Genomic DNA, 14,617 nt, shown 5'->3' with positions numbered 1-14,617 from the left:
CGGAACGTCCTAGCAAAGGGCCTATGCCGGACAGATCCCGTGCAGCATCGCGTCCAGGCCCGCCTTCACCCGGTCCAGGTCCATGCCGAGGACGCGCCGCTGGTACAGGAACAGGTTGGCGGCCAGCGGCGCCAGCAGGGCGTCGGCGAGGTAGACCGCGTCGGCGCCGGGGCGGTGCCGGGCGACCAGCATCGCCAGGTGCATGCGGTAGAGGGCGTAGGAGCCGTCGTTGAAGCGCGCGTAGGCCGAGTCGGTCTCGGCCGCCAGCAGCAGGTCGGCCTGCTCCTCGGTGCGGTCGGCCAGCGCGTGCAGGAACGCCCGCAGCCGCTCGGCCGGGGCGGCGCCGGGGCCCAGCGGCGGCGGCCCGGCGAGGAAGTCCCGCTGGAACTCCCGCTCCCGGTCGTCGATCACCGCGTAGACCAGGCTCGCGCGGTCCCGGAAGCGCCGGTACACGGTGCCGACGCCGACGCCCGCCGCCCGCGCCACCTCGTCCATCGACAGCGCGTCGGCGCCGCGCGTGGCGATCATCTCGGCGGCGGCGGCCAGGATGCGGCGGCGGTTGCGCACGGCGTCGGCGCGTTCGGCCGGTGGCCCCCCGGCGATCGGCAGGACGCGGCGCCCGCCGGGCGGGTCGCTCACCGGTGCGTTCACGCGCCCAGCCTAGCGAAACGGAACCTTCTCCCTTTCCCCCTTGCCATTCGGAGAGTTCTCCGCTTAGCCTCGCCCCAGGAGTAAAACGGAAACTTCTCCGCTTATCTCGGGAGTGTGGATGGCAGAGCTGGAGGGCAAGACCGCCCTGGTCACCGGCGGCAGCAGGGGCATCGGGGCGGCGATCGCGCTGCGCCTGGCGCGCGACGGCGCGGACGTCGCGCTGACCTACGTGTCGGCCGCCGACCGGGCCGCCGCCGTCGTCGCGGAGATCGAACGCCGGGGCCGCCGGGCCCTGGCGATCCGGGCCGACTCCGCCGACCCCGGCGCGGTCACCGCCGCGGTCGAGCGGACGGCGGCCGAGCTCGGCGGGCTCGACATCCTGGTCAACAACGCCGGGATCGCCCCCTACGGCCCGCTGGAGGACGCCCGGCTGGAGGACCTGGACCGGGCGCTGGCGATCCATGTGCGGGCGGCGTTCGCGGCCGCCCAGGCCGCCGCCCGCCACCTGCCGCCCGGCGGGCGGATCATCAGCATCGGCAGCAGCCTGGTCGAACGCGTCCCCGATCCGGGCTGGACGCTGTACGCCACCAGCAAGGCGGCGCTGGTCGGGCTCACCCGGGGGCTGGCCCGCGACCTCGGCCCGCGCGGCATCACCGCCGTCCTCGTCCACCCCGGCTCCACCGACACCGACATGAACCCCGCCGACGCGCCCGAGGCCGAGGCCGAACGGCGGCACACCGCGCTCGGCCGCTACGCCGATCCGGGCGACGTCGCCGCCACGGTCGCGCATCTGGCCGGTCCCGGCGGCGCCTACGTCACGGGCGCGTCGATCCTGGTGGACGGGGGTGTCGCGGCGTGAGGACGGCATGGATCCTGCTGGTGGTGGCGGCCCTGCTGGAGCTGGTCTGGGCGACCGCGCTCAAGCAGTCCCACGGCCTCACCCGGCCATGGCCGACGGCGATCGGCCTGGCGGTGGCGCTGGTCAGCGTCGTGGTGCTGTCGGTGTCGCTGCGGGAGCTGCCGGTCGGCACGGCCTACGCGGTGTGGGTCGGGCTCGGCTCGGTGGGCGTGGCGGTGGCGGGGATCCTGGCGCTGGGCGAGAGCGCCTCGCCCGGACGGCTGGCGTGCATGGCGCTGATCCTCGCGGGGGTCGTCGGGCTGCGCGCGGTCGAGGGCTGAGCGTTCTTTAGATCGTGGGGAACGGGGCAGATCCCTGAGCATGAGCATGCTGGGCATCGACTTCGGCGGATCGGGGATCAAGGGCGCACCGGTCGATCCGGGGACCGGGGAGTTCATGGCGGAACGGCTGCGGATCGACACCCCGCAGCCCGCGTCGCCGCGGGCCGTGGCGCCGGTGCTGGCGGAGATCGCCGGGCACTTCGGCGGGGACGGGCCGATCGGGGTGACCTATCCGGGCGTCGTCGTCGACGGGGTGACGCTGTCGGCCGCCAACGTCGACAAGGAGTGGATCGGCACCGACGCCGAGGCGCTGTTCGCCGAGGCGACCGGGCGGCCGGTGACCGTGCTGAACGACGCCGACGCCGCCGGGATCGCCGAGATGCGCCTGGGCGCCGGGCGCGGCCGCACCGGCACGGTCGTGGTGCTGACACTGGGCACCGGGATCGGCAGCGCCCTGTTCACCGACGGGGTGCTGGTGCGCAACACCGAGTTCGGGCACCTGGAGCTGCGCGGCGAGGAGGCCGAGGCGCGGGCGGCGGCGCGGGTCCGCAAGGAGCAGGACCTGACCTGGGAGGAGTGGGCGCACCGGCTCAACGCGTACCTGGCGCACCTGGAGATGCTGCTGTCCCCCAAGCTGGTCATCCTGGGCGGCGGGGTGAGCCGCAAGGCCGACCGGTTCGTGCCGCTGCTGGAGGGGCTGCGGACCGAGGTCGTCCCGGCCGCGCTGCACAACCACGCCGGGATCGTGGGCGCGGCGATGGCCGCCGACGCCGCCCACACCGCCGTCACCGAGGTCAGGCCCGCAGGCGCATGGTGACGATCTCCCACGGGAGCATCGGCAGCCGCACCGCGCCGTCGGCCACCGCCAGGTCCTCGCCGGGCCGCCCGAGCAGGTCGGTGCGCACGGCCCGGCCGAACGCGCCGCTCAGCACCGCCACGGTCGGCTCGGGCGTCTCGGCGACCAGGCGCACCTCGGTCCAGCCGTCGCGGTCGCGCAGGGCCGACAGCACCACGCCGGCCCCGGAGACGGCCAGGCCGGCGCGGGCGGGCGGCAGCGCCCCGCCGGCGGGCCCGTACCCCTCGGCGGTCAGCGGTTCGTGCCGGTACTCCTCGGCGGCCGCGAGCACCTCCTCGCCCGGCCGGTCGCCCGCGTAGGGCAGGACCGCCAGGCTGAAGGCGTGCTCGCCCCGGCACTGCGCCCGCGGCGTGGGGAGCTGGGGACCGGCGGGCTGGTCGCGGTGGGCGTTGCGGTCGCGCGACAGGTAGCCGACCGAGCGCAGCAGCGTCACCGCCAGCTCGTCGTCGACGATCTCGTACTCGGCCGGGTGCTCCAGCAGCGCCGCCAGGCCGCCCGCCGCGACGAAACCGGAGGCGGGGAAGGTGGGGACCGGGCGTTCCCCGAACCCGCCCTCGGCGGTCAGCCCGCGTTCGACGACCGCGAACTGGCCCTCGGCGAACGACGAGCCCGCCCGGCGCGGCAGCGGCAGGTGCAGCCGCACCCGGTGGTCGGCGCAGCGGTTGTCGAACGCGACGCCCAGCCGCAGGAACGGCTCCCCCGCCCGCAGCTCCACGCGGGTGACGACGGCCGTCCGCTCGGTCGCCTCCGAACGCGCGCCGCGCGCCGCGTCCCCGGCGGCGGGCCAGCGGTAGGTCCGCACCACGTCGAACGCCGCCACCAGGGGCCCCGTCCACACCGGCCCCATCCGGACCGTTTCGGGGACGTCGACCAGCAGGTCGCGGGCGGGTGGGGCGTGGTTGTAGGTGTCGCCGAGGTCGCCGCCGTCCACCAGCCGCGCCAGCCCCTCGGCCGCTCGCCCGTCGGGCGTGCGGAGGGTGAGGGTGCCGTCGTCGCGGATCTCGACGCGCAACAGGCCGTTGTCCAGCGCGCGCCCCTCGACGCGGACGGGCGCGTCAACCGGCGCCACGTCCCCCACGACGCCGCCCACAGCGCTCCCCGCGCCACTCCCCGCGACGCTGCCCACGGTGCCGCTTGCGGTGCCGCTCGGAGCGCCGCTCGGAGTGCTTCTCGTGATGGGGCGTACGGCGGTGAGGCCCAGGGGTGGGATCTCCACCAGGGCCGCGACGGTGTGCCGGGGCTCGGCGATGATCCGGACCCGCCACTCCCCCTCCGCGTCGCCGAGGGCGGCGCGCACGTCGGCGATGTCGAACGGCGTGTCCGCGTGCCGCGCGACCTGGAACGTCAGCGTCCCCTCCGCCACCGACCACAGCCTCACCCGCTGCCCGAACAGCACCCGCCCGTAGACGCGTTCCAGGACCAGCGGCAGGTCGGCGGCCGGGTGCACCGCGTCGTCCAGCACGGTCGGCGCCGACTCCAGGACCTGCGTGGCCAGCAGCCGTCCCGCCGGGTCCTCCAGGGTGACCGGGGCGTCGCCGGGGACGTCCAGCACGACCAGCGCGGTGCGGCGGCGCGGGGTCGGGTTGAAGACCAGGTGGCCGCCGGCGGGCACGGCGGCGGCCGGGCCGGAGGTGACCAGGTCGCACACGGCGCGGCCGAGCTGCTCGGCCTCGGCGGCGCGGGCGGCGACCTGTTCGGCGGTCTCGTCGCTGCCGCAGCCGGTCACCGAGTCGTGGCAGCTCACCTCGACGATGCGCCGCCAGGCCATGTCCAGGAACCGGCGCGCCGACTCCGGCCACCACAGCGCGTCCAGGGGCTCGGCGTAGCGGGCGGTGAGGCGTTCGGCGCGGCCCATGGCCTGCTTGAGCGGGACGCGCGCCGACAGCACCCCCGGCAGGATGTTGGCGCGGGCGTGGGAGCGCAGCTCGCCGCGCACGCGGGTCAGCCCGGTCGCGTCGGCGGGCTCGCCGGCGAGGAACCCGGCGAGGGTGTCCAGCCGCACCGGCAGCCCGGCCCCGGCGAGCCGGTCGGCCAGGTCGGGGACGGGCGCGGCGTGGTCGGACCCGTACATCGCCAGCAGCGGGCCGCCCTCGGGGCGCCAGGCGCGCATGCGCTCGGCCAGGTCGGCGGCGCGGCGCGGCAGCAGCGCGGGGTCCTCCAGCAGGGAGGCGGCGTTGCCGTAGCCGCCCTCGGGCAGGTACTGGGCGCGCACCACGCTGCCGTCCGGGGCCTCCCACGCGAACGCCGAGGCCGTCACGGCGGCGGGCACGCCCCGCCACACGCAGGCGTGCGCGATCCCGGCGCGCCGCAGGATCTGCGGCATCTGCGCGCAGTGCCCGAACTGGTCGGGCAGGTAGCCGACCATCATCGCCGCGCCCAGCGCGTTCGCGCGGGCGACGCCGAGTTCGAGGTTGCGGACGATGGTCTCGCCCGAGCACAGGAACTCGTCGTGCAGGATCTGCCACGGCCCGACCGCCAGGCGGCCCTCCCGCACCAGGGCGGCGACGCGGTCGCGGCGCTCGGGGCGGATCTCCAGGTAGTCGTCCACGGCGGCCGTCTGGCCGTCGAGGGTGAAGTGCCAGCGCGGGTCGCGCTCCATCCGGTCCAGGACCTCGTCCAGCAGCGCGACCAGCCGCAGCCGGAACCGCTGGAACGGCAGGTACCACTCGCGGTCCCAGTGCGTGTGCGGGACGACGACCAGCGGCCCCGGCGCGGGGTCGGTCAGCCGCATAGCGCGATCACCTCGTTCCGGTCGGTCTCCAGGTGGTGCATGCCGGGCCCGGCGGGGAACCGGACGCGGTCGCCGCGCACGACGCGCCGCCGCCCGTCCGGCCCGATCAGCACGGTCCCGTCGGCGTCCAGCGCGAGCAGCTCGTCGCCGAGCCGCAGCAGCACCGGCGCGTCGCGGCCGGCGGAGACCGCGGTGCGCCCGGCCCGCAGCGCGCCCATCACGTCGGCGTCGCCCTCGGAGCGTTCGGCCAGCATCCAGGTGGTGGGCTCGCCGAGCCGCTGGAACTGGTCGGGTGCGTGCCAGTCGCTGCCGCCGAGCGGCACGACGCCGGGCCGCCACAGCTGCGCCCAGGCCAGCGGCGCGCCCCAGGTGCGGTCCCACCAGGAGGCGTGCCAGATCTCGGCGTGCCGGGGGCGTCCGTCCCCGGGCAGGGGGTGCCGCCAGGCGCAGTCGCCGCTGAGCGGATGGTTGATCGACATGACGCCGCCGCGCGCGGCGGCGTGCGCGGCCCACTCGGCGGCGGGGCGGCGGAAGTCGATCCAGCCGACGTCGCCGAACACGTTGGCGTGGCCGAGGTCGGTGGTGACCTCCTGGCCCGGCACCAGCGCCACGCCCATGCGGGCGCCGGCGGCGGGCAGCCCGGGGTGGTGGCTGACGGTGTTGTGGTCGGTGACGGCCAGGTAGTCCAGGCCGCGCCGGACCGCGAGGGCGGCCAGCTCGGGGACGGTCATCTTCCCGTCGCTGTGCACGGTGTGGGAGTGCAGGTCCCCGGCCAGCCAGCGCGTCCCGGACGGGGCGGGCAGGTCGCGGCGGGGCGGGCGCTCCGGCGGCGGCAGCGGCGGGTCCTCGGGCGGGGCGGGCGCGGTGCCGGACAGCTCGACGGTGACGGCGTAGGGGACCCCGTCGGGCGGGATGCGGTGCAGGCCGAGCCAGACGTGCCACTCCCCCGGTTCGAGCTCGCCGGGCAGGTAGCCGGGCGTCGCCCAGCCCGCGGTGATCGTGTACTCGCTCCGCGCGCCGCCCGACCAGCCGCGGAACCCGTCCGGGCCGCCGCAGCCCAGATCGAGGACGCCGCCCTCGTGGCGCAGCCGGACCGTCAGCGCGGCCGTGCCGGCCGGGACCTCGAACGGCAGGGTGCGGGGCGTGCCCGCGATCCGGTCCTCCAGCGTCCAGCGGCCCTGGTGGGTGGTGGTCGTCACGCGGCCGCCTCCTCCACCGCGCCGACCAGTTCCCCGTCGCGGTACAGCAGGGCGCGGCCGGGCCGGGGGCGGGCCCACCCGCGCGCGCCGGGCCGGGGTTCGCGCTCCTCGCCGACCACCACGTGCACCAGCTCTCCCGCGCCGTCGTCCCCGCCGAGTTCGAGGGTCACCAGGGAGGTACTACCCAGGTTCTCCACGACGGCGACACGGCCGGCGAACGCGCCGTCGAGCGGTTCGTCGGAGTAGTCCAGGTACTCCGGCCGCACCCCGTACACCAGGCCGTCCCCGGCCGACGCCAGGCCGGGCGCGGCGCGGGCGGGCAGCAGGTTCATCGGGGTGGAGCCGATGAACGAGGCGACGAACAGGTTGGCGGGGCGGCGGAACACCTCGCCGGGCGTGCCGACCTGCCGGATCCGCCCGCCCTCCATCACGGCCATGCGGTCGGCCATCGCCAGCGCCTCGGCCTGGTCGTGGGTGACGAACACGGTGGTGACGCCCAGCTCGTTCTGGAGGCGCTTGAGGAACGTGCGGGCCTCCAGGCGCAGCCGGGCGTCGAGGTTGGACAGCGGCTCGTCCAGCAGGAACACCCGGGGACGGGCCGCCATCGCGCGGGCGAGCGCGACGCGCTGCTGCTGGCCGCCCGACAGCTCGCCGGGGCGGCGGCCCAGCAGTCCGTCGAGGCCGAGTTCGGCGGCGACGCCGGCGGCGGCCGTGCGGCGTTCGGCGCGCGGGACCCTCCGGACGCGCTGCGGGTAGGCGATGTTGTCGGCGACGTCCATGTGCGGGAACAGCGCGTAGTCCTGGAACACCATGCCGACGTCGCGGCGGCCCGGCGGCAGGCGCGTGACGTCGGCGTCGCCGATGCGGACCTCGCCGGAGGTGGCGGTCTCCAGCCCCGCGACGGCGCGCAGCAGCGTGGTCTTGCCGCAGCCGGACGGGCCGAGCAGCGCGAAGAACTCCCCGTCGCGGATCTCCAGGTCGAGCGCGTCGAGCGCGCGGACGCCGCCGGGGTAGACCTTGGTGAGCGCGTGCAGGGTGATGCCCGCCATCAGTGTTTGATCCCTCCGTGGAAGCGGAACCCGTAGCGGCGGCTCACGAACAGGTACATCGCGACCACCGGCAGCGCGTACAGCAGCGAGAACGTCGACAGCAGCGGCAGGTCGGCCTGGCCGCCCTCGGTGTAGAACGTGTACATCACCACCGCCGCCGGGGCCTTGTCCGGATCGCGCAGCAGCAGGAACGGCATGAGGAAGTCGCCCCACACCTGCGCGACCGTCCACACCGTGACCGTCGCCAGGCCCGGCCGGATCACCGGCGCGACCACGTGCCGCAGCACCTGGAGCGGGGTCGCGCCGAACACCCGCGCGGCCTCCTCGTAGGACGGCGGGGTGGCGTCGGTGAAGTCCTTCAGGATGAAGATCGCGGTGGGCAGCAGGCCGCCGGTCAGCACCAGCACCACGCCGAGCCGCGTGTCGATGAGGTGCAGGTGGAACGCCAGCAGGAACACCGGCACCATCGCGGCCGTCCCGGTGATGATCGACGACAGCAACAGCAGCAGGTACAGCAGCGCGTCGCGGCCGGGCACGCGGACGCGGCTGAGCGCGTAGGCCGCCAGCGCCGCCGCCGTCACCACCAGCGCGGCGGTCCCGGCCGCCAGCAGCGCCGAGTTGCGCAGCGACGCCAGCGCGTAGGGGTTGTCCAGCAGCGCGCGGAAGTTGTCCAGGGTGAACCGCGGCAGCGACACGCTGATCCGCGGGTCGCGGTCGAACGGGGCCGACGCCAGCCACAGCAGCGGCAGCGAGAAGAACCCGAGCACCGCCGACACGAACACCGCGGCACCGATCCGGCGCAGCACCGCCCGGGCGGGCGTGGCGCGGGCCATCAGGGGGTCCTCCGGCGTTCGCGCAGCGCCCGCAGGTACAGCAGGGCGATGACCAGGTTGATGAGGATCATCACCAGGGAGACGGCCGCGCCGAAGCCGAGGCGGCCGTCGCCGAGCGCGGTCCGGTACACGTACACCGACATGATCTCCGAACGGTGGTCGGGGCCCCCGGCGGTCAGCAGGAACGGCGTGAAGTCGTTGAACGTCCACAGGCTGACCAGCAGCAGGCTCGTCAGCACGTGCCCGCGGATCCGCGGGAACACCACGTCGCGCAGCGTCTGCCAGGCCGAGGCCCCGGCCAGGCGCGCGGTCTCCAGGTGGGAGGGCGGGACGTTCCCGAGGGCCGAGCCGTACAGCATCATCGAGAACGCGGTGCCGCGCCAGACGTTGAACACGATGACGCAGGCCATCGGGTGGTCCAGCAGCCAGGCGGTGCCGGGGGTGCCGAGCAGGGCGTTGAGCGTCCCGGCGTCGCGGTCCAGCAGCGCCAGCCACAGGAACGCCACCACCGAGCCCGGCAGGATCCACGCCAGCAGCACCAGCGCCTCCACCGTCCGCCGCACCGGGCCGGAGCGGTCGCGCAGCACCCACGCCAGCGCGAACCCCAGCACGGTCTGGCCGAGGACCGCCGAGCCCAGCACGAACTGGAGCGTCAGCCACAGCGACCGGTGGAACCCCCCGTCGCCGAGCGCGCCGAGGTAGTTGTCCAGGCCCACGAACCCCGGGTCCTCGGCCTGCGCCCCGGTGAGCCGGTAGTCGGTGGTGCCCAGGTACAGCGTCCACAGCGCCGGGAAGACCAGGAACACCGCCACGAGCACCAGCGCGGGCGCGACGAACGCGGCCGCCCGCGCCCGTCCGAGCCCGGCCGCGTCCTCGGCCGACCGGGCGGCCGGTCCGGCGGCCGGTTCAGCGGGCGGCGACGTTGCCGGGGCCACCGGCGATCTCCTCCAGCCTCCGGTGGTACCCCGCGGCGGCCTCGTCGGGGGTGCGGCCCGCCACGATGTTCGCGGTGGCCTCCTGCAACGCGATCGACACCTGCGGGTACGCCGACAGGCTCGGCCGGTACACGGTGATCGGCAGGATCTTCTCGGCGATGTAGGCCAGCAGCGGGTCGCTCCTCAGCACCTCGCGGTTGACGTCGGTCCGCGAGGTGATCTCGGGCGTTCCGGCGGTGCGGGCCTTGTGCATCTCCGGCGAGTTCATGAACGCCAGCAGCTCGAACGCCAGCTTCGGGTGCTCGGTGTTGGGGTTGATCACCGAGACCGGGCCGCCGGACAGGCTGACGAACGACTGGCCCCGCACGCCCTTGCCCGGGGAGATCGCCGGGAACATCGCGTAGCCGACCGCCTGGTCGCGGTCGGGCATCTTCGCGATGCCGTTGCGGGGGTTGATCACGTCGCGCCAGAAGTAGTCGCTCTCGGCCAGGATCGCGATGCGGCCCTGTGCGAACTGCGCGAACGACTTGTCGCGACCCTGCGCCTCCTGCTGGAGCAGCGGGTCGCCGAGCCCCTGCCGGTAGACGGCCGAGTAGAACGACAGGACCTGCTTGAGGGCCGGGCCACCGCCGGTCCACCTCCCGTCGGCGTGGATCTCGGCTCCGGCCCCGGCCAGCAGCGGCAGCACGCCCTGGGTGGTGGTGGCCTCGCCCATGGGCGTCCCGGCGTTGAGCTGGAGGGGCGTCACGCCGGGCACCTTCCGCAGGGCGCGGGCCGCGGTGAGGATGTCGTCCCAGCTCCTGGGCTGCCAGGTGGTGGGCAGCCCGGCGCGCTGGAAGAGCTGCTTGTTGTAGAACAGCAGGCGGCCGTCGGTGCCGGGCGGGATGCCGTACCGCTTGCCGCCGAACGACCCGAGGCTCTGCACCGCCCTGGGGATCTGGGCCCAGCCGTCCCAGGCGTCGGCCTGCGCGCCGGCCAGCTCGGTGAGGGGCCTGAGGTATCCGGCCTGGGCGAGTTCACCGACCCAGATGCCGTCGACGTCGAGGATGTCGGCGCCCGACCGGGACTTCAGGTCCAGGGAGACGCGGGTCTTGTACGCCTCGTCGGCCACGCCCGAGCCCCGGTAGCGCACCCTGACGTCGACGCCCTTGGCCTTCTGCGCGGCGACGAACCGCGGGATCACCGTCCTGGTGATCCACTCGGCCTCGCCGGAGTTCTTGCCGCCCTCGATGGCGTTGCGGCCGATGGTGAGGGTGGGGCCGTCCGGTCCGCCGCAGCCGGACAGGGCCGCGCCCGTCAGCGCGAACGCGGCCAGCGCCCCGACGATCCCCCGCAGCCCGGTGGTTCCCCGCCGTCTGGAGTGGTCCACGGTGACCTCCCTTGAGCTCACCGTCACCGTGACTCCGGATCCCGATCTTGTAAACCCCCCGCCGGGCCAGAGTCGGGATCGTTATCAGGGGTCCATCAGCTCGGCGGAACGGGCCGCGAACTGCTCCATCGCCTTCGCGGTGATCGGGCCGGGCGCGGCCGGCAGCGCGGTGTCGTCGACGAACGCGATCGGCTGGATGTCGCGGGTGGTGGAGGTCAGGAACGCCTCCTCGGCCCGGTACAGGTCCGACAGCGGCACGTCGCGCTCCTCGCCACCGCACCACTCCAGCGTCAGCGCGCGCGTGACGCCGGCCAGGCAGCCCGACTCCAGCGTCGGGGTGACCAGGCGGCCGTCCAGGACCAGGAAGACGTTGGTGCCGGTGCCCTCGCACAGGTTCCCGGCGAGGTTGCCGAAGATCGCCTCGCCGCCGCCGCGCTGCTTGGCGTGGGCGAGGGCGAGGGCGTTCTCGGCGTAGGAGGTGGTCTTCAGGCCCGCCAGCGCGCCGTGCTCGTTGCGGGCCCACGGCACCACCACGACCTTGCCGGTCGGCGGGAACGGCCGCTGCTCGCCGACCGCGACGACCGCCGTGGGGCCCTGGTCCCCCCGGTCCGAGCCCAGCGGGCCGACGCCGCTGGTGTAGGTGATGCGGACGCGCGCCAGCGGCCACCTCGGCGAGGCGGCCAGCACCTCCAGCACGCCCTGGGCGAGGGCGTCCTCGTCGGGGGCGGGCAGGCCGAGGCCGGTCGCCGAGCGGGTGAGGCGCCGCAGGTGCCGGGTGAGGGCGAACGGCTCCCCGCCGGTGGCCTTGACGGTCTCGAACACCCCGTCCCCGACCAGCATCCCGTGGTCGAAGACCGAGACCGTCGCCTGCTCAGGGTCGAGCAGCCGCCCGTTCACCCACACCTTGCCCGTCACCGGAAGCCACCTCCAAAAGCCGAGCCGCCTTCAGCTCGGTCTCGCGCCATTCGCCGTGCGGATCGGACCCCCAGGTGATTCCGGCGCCGGTACCGAACCGCAACCGGCCGTCCTCGGCCCAGAAGGTCCGGATGCCGACCGCCAGCGCCGCGCGCCGGGAGTCGGCGTCCACCCAGCCGATGGCCCCACAGTACGGCCCGCGCGGGACGGGTTCGAGTTCATCCAGCAAGGTCAGGGCGCTGGACTTCGGCGCACCGGTCACCGAACCGGGAGGAAACGTCGCCGCCAGCAGCTCCGGCCACCCCATTCCGCCGGCGAGCCGGGCCCGCACCGTGGACACCAGGTGCACCAGGCCCGGGTGCGGTTCGACGGCGCACAGGTCCGGCACGACCACCGAGCCGGTGGCGGCGACGCGGCCCAGGTCGTTGCGGACCAGATCGACGATCATGACGTTCTCGGCGTAGTCCTTGGGCAGCAGGTCCGCCTCGGTGCGTCCGGTGCCCTTGATCGGCCTGGACTCCACCAGGTCGCCGTCGCGCGCCAGGTACAGCTCGGGCGAGGCGCTGGCGACCTCCAGGCCGGGGATCCGCAGCGTCATGGCGTGGGGCGCGGGGTTGCCGCGCGCCAGCCGGGCCCCCAGGCCCGCGATGTCGGCGTGCCGCCCGAGCGGCGCGGACAGGACCCGGCACAGGTTGGCCTGGTACACGACGCCGTCGGCGATGGCGGCGCGGATCCGCCGGACCCCGGCCACGTAGGCGGCCTCGTCCAGGGAGGTGTCCCACTCCCCCGGCGGGCTCCACGGCCCGTCCGGATGCGGGGCGGGGCGGACGTTCTCGAACCGCGCACAGGTGACCTTGCCCTCGTAGGTGGCGACGACGGCCCACCAGCCGCGCGTGTCCAGCGCGGCCGGATCGCCGGTCACCTCGGCCAGCCCGGTGGCCAGCAGCCCCCCGACGTGCGCGAACGCATCGTTCATGCAGACCAGTGTGCCGCCCGCGCGGGCACGCCGGGAAACCGGTTTGGGCTTGGGCCACGGACGCGCTAATCTCTTCCTTGTCGCCGCCCGGGGAGCCCCGAGCGGAGATCGCGCGGAAGTGGCTCAGTTGGTAGAGCATCACCTTGCCAAGGTGAGGGTCGCGGGTTCGAATCCCGTCTTCCGCTCTGAGAGGTCTTCACCGGCCTCGCTCTGGTGGAGTGGCCGAGAGGCGAGGCAACGGCCTGCAAAGCCGTGTACACGGGTTCAAATCCCGTCTCCACCTCCACGCGCACCCTTTCGACGAGGGGTGTCGCGGGCGATTAGCTCAGTGGGAGAGCGCTACCTTGACACGGTAGAGGTCACTGGTTCAATCCCAGTATCGCCCACCGGACAGCGGACCCCGGGTCTTCGGACCCGGGGTTTTTTGCGTTCCCGACCCCCTTGACACGCGCGCGCGGGTGCAGAACGTCACCGTCTATTCGATTACGCATCCGGGCCGGTTTACCGCTAGTGTTCTCTGTGTCGCCGCGAGGGACCGCCCGGCAGGGAGGCCCGAGCAGGACACGCGGAAGTGGCTCAGTGGTAGAGCATCACCTTGCCAAGGTGAGGGTCGCGGGTTCGAATCCCGTCTTCCGCTCGCAGCGCCGCCACCACGGCGGACGCCCGGGCGATTAGCTCAGTGGGAGAGCGCTACCTTGACACGGTAGAGGTCACTGGTTCAATCCCAGTATCGCCCACGTGTCACCGCTGGACCCCAGCGGAGATCACGCGGAAGTGGCTCAGTGGTAGAGCATCACCTTGCCAAGGTGAGGGTCGCGGGTTCGAATCCCGTCTTCCGCTCGCGGCGCCGCCACCACGGCGGACATCCGGGCGATTAGCTCAGTGGGAGAGCGCTACCTTGACACGGTAGAGGTCACTGGTTCAATCCCAGTATCGCCCACCACCCCTCTCTCTCGGGTCACCTCCCGTTCTGACCGTCACGTACGCGGTCGCTGCGCTGTCGCAGCTCGTCGATCAGGCGGGACGCCTCGGCCTTGGACAGTCCCTCGGGAACCTCCTCCCCCGCCTCGCGCGCGAGGGTCTGCAGGTAGGACGCCTGCGGCGCCGTCATCGGCTCGTCACCGGTCGCCCAGTCCTGGGGATCCTTCTCCACCGGTCCCTGTGTCATGACTCCCCTTTCCTCGAACGTGTGTTCGCCATACCCAGCACCGGAAGCCCAAACACACCCCGAGGATCAGAGGAGCCGCATCGCGCCAGCGGGAACCCTCCCGCCCCGGTCGGCGGCCGGGATCAGGGGGTGCCGTTTCGGCGGATGGCCTCCACCGCGTGCCGCAGGCCGAGCGCGAGATGGCGCCGGTCCTGCGGAGGGCGGATGACGAAGTCGAGCATCAGGCCGTCGATGAGCTTCACCAGCACCTGGGCGTCGAGGTCGGGTTCGGGTGATCCGGCGGCCAGGGCGACCAGTTCGGCGGCCCGCCGGAACTCCGCGCCGCATCGCGCCATCGCCTCTCTCACCGCGGGCTGCCTGGCCCCGGCCAGATCGAGTTCGAAGCGGGCCAGCAGCAGGTCCCGGCTCGCGGTCCACCACTGGTGCAGCAGCGCGGCGATCCGGTCGTAGTCCGGCTCGGCCTCCCGGCCCTGCGGCCGGACGGCCAGGGATCGCACCAGGTCGTGGATCACCGGGCCGGACCGGTCCCTCTCGATCTCGACCATGCGGTCGACCACCGCCAGGACCAGCAGGTCCCAGGTCTTGAAGTAGTACGTCACCGAGCCGTGCTTGAGGCCGGCGGCCTCCTGGAGCGCACGGTGGGTCAGGCCCCGCAGCCCGTGCTCGGCGATGACCGCGATCGCGGTGTCCAGCAGCAGTGTCCGGGTGTCGGCGCGGCCGCCCGTCTCCGTCGTTCTCGCAGTGGCCATGCCCACC

At 74.2% G+C, this 14,617-nt stretch carries 14 protein-coding genes and 7 tRNA genes; 10 read left to right on the top strand and 11 right to left on the bottom strand.

The annotated features are described in order from the left end of the window. Positions 1–21: 21 nt before the first annotated feature. Positions 22–651, bottom strand: a complete 630-nt coding sequence (locus HNR61_RS33245; RefSeq protein WP_312898220.1) for a TetR/AcrR family transcriptional regulator — start codon at positions 649–651, stop codon at positions 22–24. A gap of 118 nt (positions 652–769) precedes the next feature. On the opposite strand from HNR61_RS33245, the gene HNR61_RS33240 reads away from it, so the two are divergent. The 3 genes from HNR61_RS33240 to ppgK are packed head-to-tail and all read left to right on the top strand — an operon-like array spanning position 770 to position 2,647. Beyond that, on the top strand, positions 770–1,510 hold the full coding sequence (locus HNR61_RS33240; protein WP_182847086.1) for an SDR family NAD(P)-dependent oxidoreductase: 741 nt from the start codon (positions 770–772) through the stop codon (positions 1,508–1,510). Further along, entirely contained in the window at positions 1,507–1,830 is a 324-nt protein-coding gene (locus HNR61_RS33235; RefSeq protein ID WP_182847085.1) for a DMT family transporter, read from the top strand. Before HNR61_RS33240 ends, HNR61_RS33235 begins: the two co-directional genes overlap by 4 nt. Positions 1,831–1,870: 40 nt before the next feature. Next, entirely contained in the window at positions 1,871–2,647 is a 777-nt protein-coding gene (ppgK, locus tag HNR61_RS33230) for a polyphosphate--glucose phosphotransferase (protein WP_182847084.1), read from the top strand. Here the strand turns inward: ppgK and HNR61_RS33225 are convergent. From HNR61_RS33225 to HNR61_RS33190, 8 genes are all read right to left on the bottom strand, one after another. Next, the gene (locus tag HNR61_RS33225) at positions 2,625–5,417 is read right to left on the bottom strand and encodes a glycoside hydrolase family 38 N-terminal domain-containing protein (protein ID WP_182847083.1); all 2,793 of its coding nucleotides are present in this window, start codon (positions 5,415–5,417) and stop codon (positions 2,625–2,627) included. The genes ppgK and HNR61_RS33225 overlap by 23 nt on opposite strands. After that, positions 5,408–6,616, bottom strand: coding sequence for a CehA/McbA family metallohydrolase (locus HNR61_RS33220; RefSeq protein WP_182847082.1), 1,209 nt, complete (start codon positions 6,614–6,616; stop codon positions 5,408–5,410). Before HNR61_RS33220 ends, HNR61_RS33225 begins: the two co-directional genes overlap by 10 nt. Beyond that, entirely contained in the window at positions 6,613–7,665 is a 1,053-nt protein-coding gene (locus HNR61_RS33215) for an ABC transporter ATP-binding protein (RefSeq protein WP_182847081.1), read from the bottom strand. Before HNR61_RS33215 ends, HNR61_RS33220 begins: the two co-directional genes overlap by 4 nt. Beyond that, positions 7,665–8,498: a carbohydrate ABC transporter permease gene (locus HNR61_RS33210; protein ID WP_182847080.1), complete on the bottom strand. Its 834-nt coding sequence runs from the start codon at positions 8,496–8,498 to the stop codon at positions 7,665–7,667. Before HNR61_RS33210 ends, HNR61_RS33215 begins: the two co-directional genes overlap by 1 nt. Next, positions 8,498–9,433 (bottom strand): carbohydrate ABC transporter permease, encoded by a 936-nt coding sequence (locus HNR61_RS33205; RefSeq protein ID WP_182847079.1) that lies wholly within the window; start codon positions 9,431–9,433, stop codon positions 8,498–8,500. The genes HNR61_RS33210 and HNR61_RS33205 overlap by 1 nt, the downstream gene beginning before the upstream one ends. Next, positions 9,405–10,802 carry an extracellular solute-binding protein gene (locus HNR61_RS33200; RefSeq protein ID WP_312898219.1) on the bottom strand — a complete coding sequence of 466 codons (1,398 nt, stop codon included), beginning with the start codon at positions 10,800–10,802 and terminating at the stop codon, positions 9,405–9,407. The genes HNR61_RS33205 and HNR61_RS33200 overlap by 29 nt, the downstream gene beginning before the upstream one ends. A gap of 84 nt (positions 10,803–10,886) precedes the next feature. Continuing rightward, positions 10,887–11,717 (bottom strand): aminotransferase class IV, encoded by an 831-nt coding sequence (locus HNR61_RS33195; protein ID WP_312898218.1) that lies wholly within the window; start codon positions 11,715–11,717, stop codon positions 10,887–10,889. Then, positions 11,674–12,693 carry a chorismate-binding protein gene (locus tag HNR61_RS33190; protein ID WP_182847078.1) on the bottom strand — a complete coding sequence of 340 codons (1,020 nt, stop codon included), beginning with the start codon at positions 12,691–12,693 and terminating at the stop codon, positions 11,674–11,676. The genes HNR61_RS33195 and HNR61_RS33190 overlap by 44 nt, the downstream gene beginning before the upstream one ends. 112 nt (positions 12,694–12,805) lie before the next feature. Here HNR61_RS33190 and HNR61_RS33185 point away from each other — a divergent pair. From HNR61_RS33185 to HNR61_RS33155, 7 genes are all read left to right on the top strand, one after another. After that, positions 12,806–12,878: transfer RNA gene (locus HNR61_RS33185), tRNA-Gly, on the top strand. Positions 12,879–12,905: 27 nt separating this feature from the next. After that, positions 12,906–12,979: transfer RNA gene (locus HNR61_RS33180), tRNA-Cys, on the top strand. Between the two features lie 28 nt (positions 12,980–13,007). Then, positions 13,008–13,079: transfer RNA gene (locus tag HNR61_RS33175), tRNA-Val, on the top strand. 179 nt (positions 13,080–13,258) lie between these two features. Beyond that, a tRNA-Gly gene (locus tag HNR61_RS33170) sits at positions 13,259–13,330 on the top strand. Positions 13,331–13,358: 28 nt separating this feature from the next. Then, positions 13,359–13,430, top strand: a tRNA-Val gene (locus HNR61_RS33165). A gap of 31 nt (positions 13,431–13,461) precedes the next feature. Further along, positions 13,462–13,533, top strand: a tRNA-Gly gene (locus HNR61_RS33160). Between the two features lie 28 nt (positions 13,534–13,561). Continuing rightward, positions 13,562–13,636, top strand: a tRNA-Val gene (locus HNR61_RS33155). 15 nt (positions 13,637–13,651) lie between these two features. On the opposite strand, the gene HNR61_RS33150 is transcribed toward HNR61_RS33155, so the two are convergent. Together HNR61_RS33150 and HNR61_RS33145 are read right to left on the bottom strand one after the other, a co-directional pair. Continuing rightward, entirely contained in the window at positions 13,652–13,861 is a 210-nt protein-coding gene (locus tag HNR61_RS33150) for a DUF3072 domain-containing protein (RefSeq protein WP_067811986.1), read from the bottom strand. A gap of 122 nt (positions 13,862–13,983) precedes the next feature. Next, the gene (locus tag HNR61_RS33145) at positions 13,984–14,610 is read right to left on the bottom strand and encodes a TetR/AcrR family transcriptional regulator (protein WP_182847077.1); all 627 of its coding nucleotides are present in this window, start codon (positions 14,608–14,610) and stop codon (positions 13,984–13,986) included. Positions 14,611–14,617: the final 7 nt, after the last annotated feature.

Origin of the sequence: Actinomadura kijaniata (assembly GCF_014138665.1) — a bacterium.
Lineage (GTDB): Bacteria > Actinomycetota > Actinomycetes > Streptosporangiales > Streptosporangiaceae > Spirillospora > Spirillospora kijaniata.
This window is presented reverse-complemented; position numbering and strand designations above follow the sequence as displayed.

Bases quoted from the DNA above. Each gene is read 5' to 3' on its own strand.
- HNR61_RS33145 (WP_182847077.1), bottom strand. From the start codon at position 14,610: ATGGCCACTGCGAGAACGACGGAGACGGGCGGCCGCGCCGACACCCGG.
- HNR61_RS33240 (WP_182847086.1), top strand. From the start codon at position 770: ATGGCAGAGCTGGAGGGCAAGACCGCCCTGGTCACCGGCGGCAGCAGG.
- ppgK (WP_182847084.1), top strand. From the start codon at position 1,871: ATGAGCATGCTGGGCATCGACTTCGGCGGATCGGGGATCAAGGGCGCA.
- HNR61_RS33225 (WP_182847083.1), bottom strand. From the start codon at position 5,417: ATGCGGCTGACCGACCCCGCGCCGGGGCCGCTGGTCGTCGTCCCGCAC.
- HNR61_RS33215 (WP_182847081.1), bottom strand. From the start codon at position 7,665: ATGGCGGGCATCACCCTGCACGCGCTCACCAAGGTCTACCCCGGCGGC.
- HNR61_RS33190 (WP_182847078.1), bottom strand. From the start codon at position 12,693: ATGAACGATGCGTTCGCGCACGTCGGGGGGCTGCTGGCCACCGGGCTG.
- HNR61_RS33150 (WP_067811986.1), bottom strand. From the start codon at position 13,861: ATGACACAGGGACCGGTGGAGAAGGATCCCCAGGACTGGGCGACCGGT.
- HNR61_RS33210 (WP_182847080.1), bottom strand. From the start codon at position 8,498: ATGGCCCGCGCCACGCCCGCCCGGGCGGTGCTGCGCCGGATCGGTGCC.